The sequence below is a fragment of the Nocardia bhagyanarayanae genome, assembly GCF_006716565.1.
GTDB lineage: Bacteria > Actinomycetota > Actinomycetes > Mycobacteriales > Mycobacteriaceae > Nocardia > Nocardia bhagyanarayanae.
In genome coordinates this window covers 4,949,369-4,963,700 of the sequence record NZ_VFPG01000001.1, presented here as the reverse complement: position 1 = coordinate 4,963,700, position 14,332 = coordinate 4,949,369, and the positions used below count along the sequence as shown (strand labels likewise).

General features: G+C 65.8%; 13 protein-coding genes. 5 read left to right on the top strand and 8 right to left on the bottom strand.

Annotation, left to right across the window (positions count from 1 at the left end; all coding sequences use genetic code 11):
• Positions 1–5: 5 nt before the first annotated feature.
• Complete coding sequence (locus tag FB390_RS21440) at positions 6–851, bottom strand: hypothetical protein (protein WP_141810545.1); 846 nt, start codon at positions 849–851, stop codon at positions 6–8.
• A gap of 767 nt (positions 852–1,618) precedes the next feature.
• Here FB390_RS21440 and FB390_RS21435 point away from each other — a divergent pair.
• The 3 genes from FB390_RS21435 to FB390_RS21425 all read left to right on the top strand — a co-directional run bounded on the left by FB390_RS21435 (position 1,619) and on the right by FB390_RS21425 (position 4,685).
• Complete coding sequence (locus FB390_RS21435; protein WP_141810544.1) at positions 1,619–2,389, top strand: helix-turn-helix domain-containing protein; 771 nt, start codon at positions 1,619–1,621, stop codon at positions 2,387–2,389.
• Between the two features lie 310 nt (positions 2,390–2,699).
• Positions 2,700–3,958 (top strand): IS3 family transposase gene (locus FB390_RS21430; RefSeq protein WP_141810543.1). Its coding sequence is split into 2 segments (ribosomal slippage): positions 2,700–2,973 and positions 2,973–3,958, totalling 1,260 coding nucleotides; the frame shifts between segments, so codons are not numbered across the junction.
• An 82-nt stretch (positions 3,959–4,040) separates the two neighbouring features.
• Complete coding sequence (locus FB390_RS21425) at positions 4,041–4,685, top strand: hypothetical protein (protein ID WP_141810542.1); 645 nt, start codon at positions 4,041–4,043, stop codon at positions 4,683–4,685.
• A 305-nt stretch (positions 4,686–4,990) separates the two neighbouring features.
• Here FB390_RS21425 and FB390_RS34890 read toward each other — a convergent pair whose 3' ends face one another.
• From FB390_RS34890 to dctP, 5 genes are all read right to left on the bottom strand, one after another.
• Complete coding sequence (locus FB390_RS34890) at positions 4,991–5,143, bottom strand: Lsr2 family DNA-binding protein (RefSeq protein WP_425465872.1); 153 nt, start codon at positions 5,141–5,143, stop codon at positions 4,991–4,993.
• A gap of 30 nt (positions 5,144–5,173) precedes the next feature.
• Positions 5,174–5,326 (bottom strand): Lsr2 dimerization domain-containing protein, encoded by a 153-nt coding sequence (locus tag FB390_RS34885; protein ID WP_425465871.1) that lies wholly within the window; start codon positions 5,324–5,326, stop codon positions 5,174–5,176.
• Between the two features lie 430 nt (positions 5,327–5,756).
• Positions 5,757–7,040 (bottom strand): TRAP transporter large permease, encoded by a 1,284-nt coding sequence (locus tag FB390_RS21410; protein WP_141810540.1) that lies wholly within the window; start codon positions 7,038–7,040, stop codon positions 5,757–5,759.
• Positions 7,037–7,609, bottom strand: coding sequence for a TRAP transporter small permease (locus FB390_RS21405; protein WP_246124144.1), 573 nt, complete (start codon positions 7,607–7,609; stop codon positions 7,037–7,039). The genes FB390_RS21410 and FB390_RS21405 overlap by 4 nt, the downstream gene beginning before the upstream one ends.
• Before the next feature lie 89 nt (positions 7,610–7,698).
• Positions 7,699–8,739 carry a TRAP transporter substrate-binding protein DctP gene (gene dctP / locus FB390_RS21400; protein ID WP_141810538.1) on the bottom strand — a complete coding sequence of 347 codons (1,041 nt, stop codon included), beginning with the start codon at positions 8,737–8,739 and terminating at the stop codon, positions 7,699–7,701.
• 666 nt (positions 8,740–9,405) lie between these two features.
• On the opposite strand from dctP, the gene FB390_RS21395 reads away from it, so the two are divergent.
• Both FB390_RS21395 and FB390_RS21390 read left to right on the top strand, forming a co-directional pair.
• Complete coding sequence (locus FB390_RS21395; protein ID WP_141810537.1) at positions 9,406–10,104, top strand: DUF8020 domain-containing protein; 699 nt, start codon at positions 9,406–9,408, stop codon at positions 10,102–10,104.
• Between the two features lie 313 nt (positions 10,105–10,417).
• Complete coding sequence (locus tag FB390_RS21390; RefSeq protein WP_246124143.1) at positions 10,418–11,728, top strand: MFS transporter; 1,311 nt, start codon at positions 10,418–10,420, stop codon at positions 11,726–11,728.
• Between the two features lie 64 nt (positions 11,729–11,792).
• On the opposite strand, the gene FB390_RS21385 is transcribed toward FB390_RS21390, so the two are convergent.
• Both FB390_RS21385 and FB390_RS21380 read right to left on the bottom strand, forming a co-directional pair.
• Positions 11,793–13,274, bottom strand: coding sequence for an aldehyde dehydrogenase family protein (locus tag FB390_RS21385; protein WP_141810536.1), 1,482 nt, complete (start codon positions 13,272–13,274; stop codon positions 11,793–11,795).
• A gap of 29 nt (positions 13,275–13,303) precedes the next feature.
• Positions 13,304–14,320, bottom strand: a complete 1,017-nt coding sequence (locus FB390_RS21380; RefSeq protein WP_141810535.1) for an alcohol dehydrogenase catalytic domain-containing protein — start codon at positions 14,318–14,320, stop codon at positions 13,304–13,306.
• Positions 14,321–14,332: the final 12 nt, after the last annotated feature.

The window sequence follows — 14,332 nt, the reverse complement described above, 5'->3', positions numbered from 1 at the left end:
CGTGGTCACTGGCCCACTCCCACCCCGGCGCCAAAGCCCGCGCCCACCGTTCCTCCAGCCACCGCACCCATCGCCGCGGCGGGCACACCCACGACCGCGGCCCCCGCCGCAGCACCAGCGGCCGCGCCGATCGCGGTTCCGGCGACACCGCTGGTGACAGTGCCGATCACAGGTACCGGCACTACCGTTCCCAGCGCAGCTCCCGCGATCCCGCCGATGGTTCCACCGATCAACCCGCCAACGACCGCTCCGGCCGCCGCGACCGGCGTACCAGCTACGACCGCGCCTGCCGCGCCGCCGATTCCGGCGCCAGCCAGTGTGGCGCCCGACACTCGGTCAGAACGCCCGGCCGGGATCCCGACGCTGTCCAGCGCGGTGGCGACCTGCGCCTCGAGTCCGGCGGCAGTGTTGTTGATCAGGTCTCGGCACTCCGGCGGCAACCATTCCGGGCTCGGCGTCTGCCACTGCCCAACCCGGATCACATTCGGCGGCGCTTCGATCGGCGCAACCGGTGCGACCGGCTCCGGCAGGTGCAGCTCCTCGATCCGAATCGGCGGCGCGGGGACATCCACCCGGGGCGCGGGGCGGCTCGGCGCCGCGTTACGCACCTCCGGCGGCTGCACGTAGTACACCGGCGGAGCAGGTTGCGGCGCAGCAGGTTCCGGATCCGGCACCGGCTGCTGCGGTGCCGGCGGGACGGTCCCCGGCTGCGCGGGGCCCGTGACGCCCGGCTGGTCGGCGATCACCCCGGCGGGTGCGGCGGCCTCTGCCGCGCCTGCCGACAGGATCACCACCACCGGCACTGCGCCCGCCACCAACGCCCGGCCGCCACGCCTTATGCTCGCGCTCACCCGATGCCGCCCCGCGCCCGCCCGACCGGACGAATACCGCGCTCGTAATGGGAAGCCCGTTGGGGCGCAATTTCTCGATTTCGGCATGCCAAGTAGACCCTTCGATGAAGGAGGAAAAACCACGGTAATTTGCTGGAATGACTCGGCCGACAACGCACGGCCACGCGGTCTCCTAGCCACATCTTCGCAGCTAGGAGACCACTCCCAGCGCGGTGCGATCAGATGAACGGCAGCACCAGAGACAGCACCTGACCGACGAGATAAACGCCGTTGGACAACGCCGACAAAACGCCATTGGCGAGTCCGAGAATTGCGAACGGATCCATCCGTAATCCCTTCCTTGTTCGGTTTGATGGACCCCACCATCCAAAGCCCGAAATGCACCTCTGCGCCACCCCAGCGAGGGGCCAAAATTGTGCCAGCACTTCGGACGTCCCTACCCGAAATATTGATTACGCAGCGGGTTCACAACAAAAAGGTTGCTGCGAGGGTCCCTTCCGTGAAGTTCCGAAACCTACTGAGCGGCAACATGATTCAGCGCGCAGCTGCAGTTAAGGCGTCTCGGGGTTGAGTAATTGCGCGTCGCTAACATCGAGCGATCCGGCAGTCTTCATGCTTGCCGCACGCTACCCAGTCTGGTAGGAAATAAACCAAGGTTCTTGGGGGCAACCGTTCATGCTAACGCGGAGATAGTCACGTATGGAAGACATCAGAAAGGAAAGGGGGGAGCCGTGCACCGTGTTCCCGCTCGCCATCGCCGCCGTTCGATGACCCACCAACGCCATCCACCTCAGCCACCTACCCTCGGCACGGCATTGCGCCAGATCCGCGAGTACCTCGGCCTATCGCGCGAAGCCGCCTACGCCCACACAAGAGTGAGCGTCAGCCACCTCAAAAACATCGAACGGGACGACAAGACCCCCAGTCCCCCGCTACTCGATGACCTCATCCGCGGCTACCGCCTCGATCCGACGCAAGCCGAGTACCTCCACAACTTGCGCGGCACCCCGCATCACCTCGACCCACCCGATGTACTGCGCGCGAAAATCCTTGAATCCCCAAGGCTGGCCACCCATCTACTGGACCTCGAGCGACGGGGAGTGCTCGCGGCCTACGTCGATCCGACCTGGACCATCCTCTTCTCCAACGGCTTGTTCCGGACAGCCAACCCCGGGCTCGACGAACAAGGATCGGTGCCGGTGTGGGTGTTCAGCCGTGCAGGAAGATCAGTCCTCGCCGACTATGACGCCGAAGCCCACATCGCGGTCTCCTCCGTCCGCGGCGTCTCCGGCCGATTCCGCGGCTCCTTACAGGTCCGCGAGATCTTCGGTCGGCTGCGCAACAACCCCGAGTTCCGCGAACGCTGGCACACCACCATCGACGTCACCTTCATCCGCCCCACCGAGACCCCCGTGCGCCTACGCGACGACACCGGAAACACCACCGCCTACACCCTCACCATCTCCCCCACCGACCCCACGCACGAGATACACCTCCTCACCGCCGTACAGACGGATCTCGGCGAGACGTGGCTCTAACCTCCTCACATCTAGGGCACAACAATCGATCTCGCCACAACCCCAGACCAAATCGTTCCTTACACACAGCATGTGGTCATCGCGACACAAACAGACGGCAGGTTTCGCAAACGCGGCCGTAGCCACTGCGATTGGCAGGCTTGCCTTCGACCACCGACACCTGACGATTCACCCGCTCGGCAGACGAAAGGCTCGACGCCGTCTACCTAAAGGTGTTTCATGTCAGGAAGGCCAATCGTCATCACGGCCTTCCGGGTTCTGAACCGCCCCGACTTTCCGGCCGCTTCCTTCTCTGTGGAGGATGTGGGCCATGCCCAAGCGTTATCCGATCGAGCAGCGTGAGCGTGCGGTGAAGATGGTGCTGGATCGAATCGACGGGTATCCGTCGGCGTATGCCGCCTGCCAGGCGCTCGCCCCGAAACTCGGCATCCACGCCGAGACGCTGCGTGTCTGGGTGAAACAGGCCCAAGTCGACACCGGGAAGGCTTCCGGGGTGACCAGTGCCGAGCAGGCGCGGATCAAAGAACTCGAACGAGAAGTCCGAGATCTGAAGGAGGCCAACGAGATTCTGAAAGCGGCCTCGATTTTCTTCGCGCGGGAGATCGACCCGCGCCGCCGTTGATCTGCCAGTTCATCGATCAGATGCGTGCGCAGGGTTACCGGGTCGATCCGATTTGCCGCGTGCTCACCGAGCAGGGCGTGCAGGTCGCCGGACGCACCTATCGGAACTGGAAAACCGCCCCGCCCTCGGCGCGGACAGTGACCGACGCCTATCTGACCGACGCCCTGCTGGCCACCATCGGCACGCCCGAAGGAATGTATGGGCGCCGCAAGATGGCCCCGTATCTGCGCCGCCAAGGCCACCAGATCGGGATCGGCACCGTCGACCGACTCATGCGTGACGAAGGCCTGTCGGGCGTGGTCCGCGGCGGCAAACACCGCACCACGATCGCAGGGAAAGGCGCCGGTCATCGCCGCGCCCCGGACCTGGTCGACCGCGACTTCACCGCAGCCGAGCCAAATCGCAAGTGGGTCACCGACTTTACTTACGTGCTCACCTGGTCGGGGTTCGTATATGTGGCGTTCGTGATCGACTGCTTCTCCCGTTCCATCGTGGGATGGCAGACCGCCACGATCAAGGACACCGTTATGGTCACCACCGCACTGAGGATGGCGCTGTGGCGGCGCGACCACGATGGTCACGCCGTCGACGAAGGACTGATCCATCACAGCGACGCGGGATCGCAATACACCTCGATCAGGTTCGCGGAAACCCTTGCCGCCGAAGGAATCGCGGCCTCGATCGGCAGCCTCGGCGATGCCTACGACAACGCCCTGGCGGAGTCGACGATCGGGCTGTTCAAGACCGAGGCCGTTGCCCGTGACAGCCCGTTCCTCACGGGGCCGTTGCGGTCCTTCGACGACGTCGAGTTCGCGACGATGGAATGGGTCGACTGGTACAACAACCGGCGGCTGCACAGCCTGCTCGGCCACATCCCACCCGCCGAGTACGAGGCCTCCTATTACGCTCAACAACAGCCATCCCAGCCGGTGATGACTCAACCATGAAGCCGGCCAGAAAGTCGGGGCGGTTCATTCATCGCGGCGTCTTCCTGACCATGAGCACCACGCCAGATTCAGAGGACACACCATGCTCACTGATCTGCATTGCCCCCATTGTGGGATGGACGACCAAGTCCAGGCTGTCCCAGCGCTCTACGCCGCCGGGACCTATTTCGCGCACGGGACTGGCGACTATAACGGCCTCGGATTCACCTCGTACGGGCCAGTCGCGGTTTTCGGCACTGCGACAATAACCCGCATCCACGCAACTACGCTTGCCCGTTCCCTGCCACCAGAGCCAGTTCCTCAGCCCACCACCGGCTACCTCACCTGGGGGACAGCGGCGCTGCTTCTGCCGATTCTGGTAAGCCTTCCGCTGCTTGCGAGCCTCAGCGACGTGCCTGAAAACATGTCCCGGTCCCAGGTTCTCTTCGCCATTGTGTGCACGGTCGCGATCCTCTCAATACCGTCAGTAGCGTGCTTCGCGACAGCGGGTGTCCGGATGCGCCAGCGTCACCGCATTACTCGTGGACGTCGCGCCGCGCACGCCCTCTGGAGCGCTGGCGTCTACTGCCATCGTTGCGGATACTGCTTCTGGCCGACCGCGGTCGCGACCGGCATACCGATCCGCCAGCCCGTATCGACCGCCGACTTCACCCGACTCGTCTGGGATGCGGGCCGCTACCACAAGCGACAAACTACCCATCCACTCGTTTCTGTCACCGGGCGGTAGCCGAAAAGACACGTATCCACTGGCTACGCCCCACCACACTCCCTGAGCTGAATGAACCAACAGCAGTGCCTCGCGCATTTGTACGCCGGACACTCACGACCTTGGGGACATCGCGCCACCGCCATCTACACCACTGCGAAAGTTCCGAAACTCCGGTTCGCGTCGAACGACCCGTGGACGCGTGTCGGCCGATAGGGTCGAGGCGGCTCGGAAACATGGCGGCGTTTCCGCAGCCGACGGGGAAGCGGTCCGTCCTCCCGTGCGACCTTCGGGAGGACGGACCCTGGCTGCGAAGTACGCCGCGCCTAGGACGCAACCTTGTTGTACTCGGCTACGACACTGGCTGGCACACGACCCCGCCGGGGGACGTCGAACCCGTTGGCCTTGGCCCATTCCCGCACCAGGCCCGGGCGAGGACCATCTGCAGCCGCAGCTGGAATGTGCTTGCTGCGCTTCACGCCTTTACCGACCCGTCGACCGTGAGCAGCCTACTGCGCGAACAACTCTCGCAACCGCGCGGCGTTCTGCTCCGACAGATCGATCTCGTATCCGACCCCATCCAGGGCGAACGACACCATCTCCACCGCGGGCGAGTGACCGTCGAAATCATCGACGACCGTGACGACAACCTTGCGCGCCATGCCAGAAACCCCAAATCCCAACTCATCGAAACCCACCGACTATCCCCGGGGACTCAACGGAGACATAGACCCGATACCCGGTCGGGCAGACGATGGTGCCATCCACACCGGGTCCGAGATGCAGGATGCGACGCCGGTCCCAATCCTGGTCGAACAGCGCAGCCGCCCCAGTCGACGAGTGCGCATGAGGTATTCGCTCCGGCGGGGACTGCGGGGCCCTGCACGGCACCGGGTGTCCGGTCGGGCGTGCCCTGCTGACCTGCGCCCACCTGAGGATGCTGACGATGGGCCACGACCACTGCGCTCGACCGGATCGTAGGTAGCCTGTTCCGCTCTCGACCCGAGCCGGCTCGAAAGACGTTGCCGTCCCACGCCCACCGGCTCGACGCCGATGCGGACTCACCCACGATCATCTGGTTACGATCGCCTGCTATCGCGAGGCCGGTAGCCAGGTGACGACGTCGGGCCACAGGATGAAGCCGATGGCGACGATCACCATGGCGACCGCGTAGGGGGCGGATCCCTTGAATACTTCGACGGTGTCGCGTCCGGTCGCGCGTGCCACAACGAAAACATTCAGCCCGAGTGGTGGGGAGATCAGGCCGATCTCGCCCATGAGGACTACGAAGACACCGAACCAGATCACGTCGTAGCCGATCGTCTCCACCAGCGGCAGGACGATGGGCACGGTGAGCGCGATGATCGCGACCTGGTCCATGAAGAACCCGAGCACGATGTACATCACGAGCAACGCGAGCATGATCGCGATCGGTGGGACCGGCAGGCCTTCGATCCAGGTGACCATCGAGGCCGCGACTTTCGTCTGCGCGAACGCATAGCCGAACACGTGGGCCGCGATCACGATGGCGAAGATCATCGCGCTGGACTTGACCGCGTCGATCACCGCGTCGACGAGTCCGGTGACGGTCATCCGGCCGTGCACCGCGACGAGTAGCGCGGCCACCAGACATCCGATCGCCGCGGATTCCGTCGGCGTGACGATGCCGTAGTAGATGAGCCCGACCACCGCCAGAAACACCACCGCGATCGGCAACGCGTCCACCACCGCCTTGACCTTGGTGGTCCACGACGACCGTTCACCACGCGGCATCCTGGACGGGTCACGCAGGGCTGGCAGCAGCATCGCGATCAGCAGCGCGGCCGCGATGATCAACCCGGGGACCAGACCGGCGACGATCATGTCGCCGACGCTGGTTTCCGCGGTGACGGCGTAGAACACGAGAATCACGCTGGGCGGGATCATGCCGCCGAGCGTGCCGACCGAGGCCACGATGCCGGTGGCGGTCGTCGGCCGGTACCCCTCGTCGATCATGCGCTTGCTGGTCGTTTCGGCGAGCGTCGCCGCGGCGGCGGTCGACGAACCGGAGATCGCCGCGAAGCCGACTCCCGCGGCGGTCGAAGCGATTCCGGTCCCGCCCGGGATCCGGCCGAACATGGTCCGGCCCGCGTTGAACAGCGAATCCATCATCCCGGACATCAGCATGAGGTGTGCCATCAGAATGAACAAAGGAATCGCCGACAGCGACAAGGACTGCACCGATCCCAGCGGAACCGCCTCCAGGACACCGAGCCCGGCTCCGGCCGACAGCTGTAACAGCAGTCCCACCAGACCGGCACCGAGGATGGCGAACGACACCGGGACCCGCACGGCGATCATCACGATCAGCAGCACTGCGATGACAAGCGCGATCATCGCGCACCTTCCGCGGTATCGGTTCCGGCATGGCTTGTGGCTATCGGGATTTCAGGGGTATCGCCCGGGTCGTAGTCGGTGGCGGTCACATGCCAGGGCGCGATCAGTTCCCGGACCAGGTCGATGAGCACCACGATCATCCCCAGGACCATCGAGGCCGGCAGAATCGCGCGCATCACCCACCCCGGGATGAGCAGTTCCGACGACCCACGGATCGGTCCTTCATCGATACCAATCGCGAACAACAGGCCCTCGGTGCCCGCGGCGAGCAGGGCGCCCATGCCGATGAGCAGGACGAGATAGGCGAGGATCAGCAGGACCTTCCGCATCCGTACACCCAGCCGGTAGAACAGGCTCGTCACCGCGACGTGTGCGCCGCTGCGGTAGGCGGTCACCAGCCCGAAGAAGGCGACGACCGTCAGCAGGTACATCTCGATGAACGCCACCGACCAGCCGAGCGTGACGGAGAAGAAGGTTCGCAGCACCACATCGACCAGCGTCAGCACGACAATCGCGACGATCGCGACGCCGGCGATGGCACCGCAAACCGCCGAGATGCCGTTCTGCACGCGGTCCAACTTCGGGTGTTCGTCGGTGCGATAGCCGAACATGGTGCGTTGGGCGGTGCCGTGGCGGAACGGGTGAACAATCGTGGTGCTCATTCGGCCGCCTCGTCGATCCGTGCTTCGATCGCGTCGAGGACTTCGCGGGCGTCCAGGCCCGCCGATTCCAGATCCCGAACCCATTCGGCGCGGACACCGGCGAGTGCCGCGTCCCATCGCGACCGCGTCTCCGGACTCACCTCATCGAATTGGATTCCGGCGGCCCGCATCCCGTCGACCGCTTTCGCGTCCGCGACGGCGATCGAGGCGCATGCGCCCGCGCGCGCCACCTCGGCGGCCTCCTGCACGACACGGCGCTGCGCGTCGTCGAGCTCGGCCCAGGCGTCGGAGTTCATGCTGAACCAAATGCTGCTGGCGCCGAGATTCGCCCCCAGACTGCCGTACCTGAGCACCTCCTGGAAGCTGTAGGAGAGCACGGCGTATCGAGGCAGCAGCGCGCCGTCGATCGTTCCGCGCGAAAGCGCCTCGTACATCTCACCGACCGGCAGCGACACCGGTGCGACACCGAGTCCCTTCGCCACCCGATCGCCCACACCACCGGGAGAACGCACCAGTAGGCCGGCGAGATCCTCGGGCCGGGCGGCGGAGCGGTCGGTGGTGAAAACCTCGATCCCGGACACCGCGGCGCCCCACAGCGGCACCACGCCGCGCTTCTCGATTTCCTTGTCGTAGATCATCCCGCCGGGCTTCACCAGCGGGTCGATTACCTGGATCGTGGCGCACGAATCCCCGGTCAAGCCGGGCAGATCGGCCACGCCGGTCAGGGGGAGTTCATCGGCCAGATACGCGGGCAGGACGAATCCCATGTCCACCGCGCGGGTTCTGATCAGCGTCAGCATCTCCTGCGGCTTGCCCAGCTGCCCCGCGCCGAAGTAGTTGATGTGCAAGCCGACCGCCGGACCGTGCTCACGCAAATACGCGAGGAACGGACCCGACCCACCCTTGCCGACAGGATGTCCGCTGGAGAAACTGTCCGCCACCAGCAGCGTGACGCCATGCTGTGTCGAGCCACAACCCACCGTGGCAACCAGGACTGCGGCCAACGCGACCAGCGCCGCTTTCGGACGAAGCGTCATGACCTGCCTCCACGCGAGCAAGCACCGGGCAGGTGGCGAAGCGATTCCGGTCGCACTGCCGAGGCGATCTCGGGAGGAATGACGCGATGGTTGAAATCCACGCTGGTCTCCGTCTTCTTCAGTTGGCAGCCTAGAAGCGGCCCATATTATATATAAAGCACTGTATCGAAGTCCGTGACGCGTCACGTCGGTTTCGGCGAAACGGCTGATGCACGCGCCGCACCCGCGCACATCGGGCACCACTCGGGCCCTACTCGCACTGGGTCCCCCGCAGCCCTGCCCGCTTCAGAGCGACGGCATCGGGGCCGCCGAGGTCCACAGGCCACGAGCAACCCTGTCGCGAACCAAGTTCCCCGAAACGCTCCCCGAATTCTCGCTGAGCAAATATATTATGCATCCTGCTTGAGGATCGGGTCTCGATCTTGATGCAGGCCATCACGCCGACCGGCGTCAACCCTGGCGCTGCGGGCAGTTACCTCGACAACTGTCGGTGGCCGGCGCGATAGCACGCCGTCGGCGCCCGCGGTTCGGCGTCGGCGCGTTCGGAGTCCTTCTCTCCGCGATCCTCGTCCTGGCGCCGTGCGTCACGACACTGCGCGATACCGGGGACTACGACGTGAATCACCCCAGAGTGTGGACACCTCACACTGAATAACAAGGAGCACAATGAAATCCGCCCGCCTCGCCAGCGCCTGCGCCGCTGCGTTCAGCACCGTGGTGCTGACCTCGACCGTGGCCGCCGCCGACCCGCTGAGCGTCGACATCGCCCCCGGCGTGAACTACACCGCCTATCAGGACGGGACCGCGGCCGTCATCGAGATCGAGCACGGCACGCTCATCGTGGACAACGGCCAGTTCCAGATCCGGTCCAACCGCGGCGAGATTCTGGCCGGCGTGCCGCTCGAGTTCAATGTCGACGACATCGCCTTTCCGATCGACGTCGACATCACCGGCGACACCGCCCGCCTGACCCCCGTGATCAACCCCTCCCGTGCCTATTACCGGCCCGTCGCGCTGCCGCACCAGGACCAGGCGCCGTGGAAGACCCCGTACGACCGCGAACAAGCCGCCTGGTCCCGCATGACCTCGACCATCTCCATGGGCGCGGCCGTCGGCGCCATGGTCGGCGCGGTCGGTGCGGGCACGATCGGCTGTCTACTCGGCGGTGTGACCGCCGGTGTCGCCACCGGACCGCTGGCCCTGCTGTTCGGTGCGGGCCCGCTGGCGGGGTGCCTCATCGGCGCCGCGGCCTTGGCCCCGATCGGCGTGCTGACCGGTGCGATCTTGGTCGGTGCCCCGGTGGCGATCGCGGCGGTCATCCAGTATCAGGACACGATCAACGCACCCTTCCCCGCCCAGAAGTAGGCGTCGGTGGGCGACCCTGTCATGGGTCGCCCACTCCACTACCAGCTGGCCGACGGCCCGCTCTCCCTACTTCTCCAGGCGTTCGGTGATCGCCTCGAAGATCAATCGAGCCGCTCGGGCGCCAGGGCGCGACTGATAACCATGTCGGCCGTGTCGTACCGCCTGGTGCGCGCGCTGTCCCAATTTTTGAACGGCACCCTCGGTCTCGAGCCGAGCGTTAGTCAACTATCACAACTTGTTACTACATAATATATGATGCGTTACACATTCAGGGCTTGGAGAGATCTCCGCCACAACATCGAAGGACAAGATTGTGACCCAACTCGCGCAAGAACAGACCTCTGCGTCCGCGCCGCCGCCGTGGACGGGTCCAGGAATAACGGGGTGGGGCCTGACCGGGATGCTGGTGGTGCTCTACCTCCTGAACGCGTCCGACAAGGCGGTGTTCGGCCTCATCGCGCAACCGCTGCGTGAGGATCTGAATCTCAGCGCGTCCCAGATCGGGTTCACTGGAAGCCTGTTCTTCCTCGCGTTCACCGTCGGCGGATTCCTCGCGGGGCCGATCAACAAGCTCCTGGCCCTGCGCTGGTCGATCGCGCTCATCGCGGTGCTGTGGGGGCTGGTCATGCTGCCGTTGGTGGTGTGGGCGACCTTCGCCGTGCTGTTGGCGAGCCGGATGCTGCTCGGTTTCACGGAGGGGCCGACCTCGGCGCTGCTGCACACCGCGGCGTACTCGTGGCATCCGCCGAACAAGCGGGGACTACCCAGCGGGCTCATCCTGACAGGCAGCATGCTGGCCAAGATGGCCGTCGTCCCGCTGCTGGCGCTGATCGTCGCCGAGTACGGGTGGCGTACGGCGATCATCGTGCTCGCGGCGGCGACCGCGCTGTGGTGCGTTCCGTGGCTGCTGACCTGGCGGCCTGGTCCGTACCAGGTGGGTGGCAAGCATGCCGTACCCGAGGACGCCACGACGGAACCAGCGGTGCCGTGGCTGCGGCTGCTCACGTCGAAGACATTCGTTTCGGCGGTCGTCGTCGCGATCACCGCGTACGCGCTGATGTCGGTTGTGTTGACCTGGCTGCCTTCGTATTTCGAACAGGGGCTCGGATACTCGCGACTGGAGTCGGGCACACTGTTCGCCGCGCCGAGCTTCGTCGGGATCGCCACTCTCGTCGGTGGTTCGTGGCTCAGCGACCGCGGGGTGAGTCGTGGACTGTCGACCCGGCTGGTGCGGGTGGTCGTGCCGTGCGTCGGTGTCATGGTGGCGGGCGTGCTGCTGCTGAGCCTGCCCCTGCTCGGATCGCCATTGCTGGCGGTGATCGCGGTGTCGGTGGCCTACGGCCTGGTGGTGGCGATCTTCCCGCTGCTCAATGCCGCGGTGATCGCGACGTGCCCGCCGCGCCAGACCGCCGGGGTGATCGGCGCGTTCTTCGCGCTGCAGGCGATCGGCGGCATCATCGGTCCATGGTCGATGGGGATCGTGGTCGACGCATCGGCGAGCAAGGTCGACGGCTATACGGCGGCCTTTCAATGCCTCGGTGTGGTCGGCGCCGTCGCCGCGGTGGCGGCGCTGTTCCTCGCCGACCCGCTCCGGGATCGTGAACGTCTGCGCGTGACTCGCTGATCCTCGATGAACACGAGAATGGCCGGGAGACGACGTTGTCTCCCGGCCATTCTCGCTGGGCGGCTCAGCCCAGGTTCATGTAGACGGCCTTCGGGTAGAGGTAGCTCTCCACGTGTTCGCGGCCGCCCTTCCACCCGTAGCCGCTCATCTTCGTTCCGCCGAAGCCGACCGACGGGTCGAGGATGCCGTAGCAGTTGACCCAGACCGTGCCTGCGTTGATACCGCGCGAAACCTTGTGCGCGGTGCCGAGATCCCTGGTCCAGACACCGCCGGCCAGCCCGTAGGGGGTCGCGTTGGCCAGGCGCAGTGCCTCTTCCATATCGTCGAACGGGATCACCGTCGCCACGGGGCCGAAGATCTCCTCCTTCGCGATGGTCATCTCGTTCGTGGCGGAGGCGAAGACGGTGGGTTCGACGAAGAAGCCCGATGCGCGGTCGCCGTCGAGCCGCTTACCGCCGCTTACCAGTTCGGCCTCGCCGGAGCCGATGTCGATGTAGTTCAGCACCCGGTCGAGCTGGCGTTGTGAGATCAGCGGGCCCAGCTGGCTATTCGGGTCGAGGCCGTCGCCCACGCGGATCGTCTTGGTGAATTCGGCCATGCGTGAGACGAATTCGTCGTGGATCGAGCGCTGGACGAAGATCCGCGTGCCGGCCACGCATACCTGGCCGCTGTTGGTGTACACGCCCATCGCCGCGCCCGGCACCGCTAGGTCCAGATCGGCGTCGGCGAAGACGATGTCGGGCGACTTGCCACCGAGTTCGAGCTGCAGCCGTTTCATGTTCCCGGCCGAGGCGCGCACGATGGTCTGGGCGGTACCCACCGAGCCGGTGAACGCGATCCGGTCCACGCCGGGATGCTCGGCCAGTGCCGCACCGGCGTCCTTGCCGTAACCGGTGACCACATTGACGACACCGTCGGGAACACCGGCCTCGGTGAGCAATTCGGCCACCCGCAGCACCGACAGCGACGCGTCCTCGGCCGGCTTGAGCACGGCCGTGCAACCGGTCGCCAGGGCCGGGCCGAAGATCCACCACAGGCCGATGAGCGGGCCGTTCCAGGGGATGATCCCGCCGACCACGCCGACGGGTTCGCGATAGCGCAGGGTCAGGAAATCTCCGGGCAGCGAGTTCGGCGGGGTGGCTGCCGTGCCCGCGTCGACCTGCGAGGCGAAGAATTGCAGCACCTGTGAGGTCCACTCCCGCAGGCCGCGGGTCCGGGTCAGCGGGGCGCCCATGTCCAGGGTCTCGATGGTGGCGAGTTCCTCGAAGTTCTCGAGGACCAGGTCGTGGACGCGCAGGATCAGCGAGCGGCGCTGGTGCGGTGTCCAGCGGCTCCATTCGCCCTCGAAGGCGGCGCGCGCGGCCGCGACGGCGGCGTCCACGTCGGCGGCGCCACCCGCGGCGATGCTGCCGAGGGTGCCGCCTGTGGCGGGATTGACGACGTCGATGGTCTCGCCCGAGGCGGCGGGCACCCAGCGCCCGCCGATGAGGTTGTGCTTTGCGTTCCCGACGAAGGCGGGCACGGAATGGGTGGCACTGGTGGTCATGGTTCTCTCCGAGTCAACAAAGGCGGCGGTCAGTCGAACAGGAAGACGCCCTTGCCCGCGTCCTGCTTGTCGAACCACCGGTAGGCTTCCTCGGCCTGCTCGATGGTCCAGGTGTGCGAATACAGGCTGTCGACCGGAAGCTCGTGCGCGATAACGTAATCGGCGCATCGCGCCTGCTCGATCGTCGACATGGTCCAGGACGTCATCAGCGTCCACTGGTTCTTGTAGACGGCCTGGGTCGTGAATTGGACGTGACCGGGCAGCCCGATGAACACGGCCCTGCCGAAGGTGCCGAGAACGACGAGGGCGTCGTCACCGGCCCGTCCCGACGTCTCCAGCACGACTTCGGCCATCCGGCCGCCGGTGTGTTCGGCAACGACGTCGGCCACGGACTGCTCGCGGGAATTGACGACGATGTCGGCACCGAACCGTTCGCTCTCGGCGAGCCTGCGGTCATCGACGTCGACGGCGATCACCCGGGCGCCCATCGACGCGGCGAACATCGTCGCCGAAAGTCCCACCGGCCCTTGCCCGAAGACCACCGTGGTCGTGTCCGAGACGCTACCGACACGCTTGATCGCGCCCCACGCCGTCCCGGTGCCGCACCCGATGGCCGCGCCCGCCTTGAACGACAGCCCCTCGGGCATCGGCAGCAGCGCCGCCACCGGCACCATGGCGAATGACGTGTGACCGCCGTTGACGTGCACCGCCATGGTCTTGCCCGGCGCCGTCTCACACATCTGCGGCCAGCCCGCACGACAACGACGACAGGTGTTGCAGCCGAAGTAGTGGTGGATCATCACGCGGTCACCGACCGCGAAGCGGGCCGGGTCGACACCGTCGCCGACCGCGTACACCTCACCGCACGGTTCGTGACCCTGGATCACCCCGTGGTCGAAATCGAAAGACCCGTGGTAGAAATGCAGGTCCGAACCACACATCCCCGAGGCGCGGATCTTCACCACTACCTCGCCGTAGCCCGGCTCGGGTTCGGGGAAATCCTTCAGCACCGTCGTCCCGTCTCCCGGGAACACGATCCCCTTCATCAGTTTTCTCCT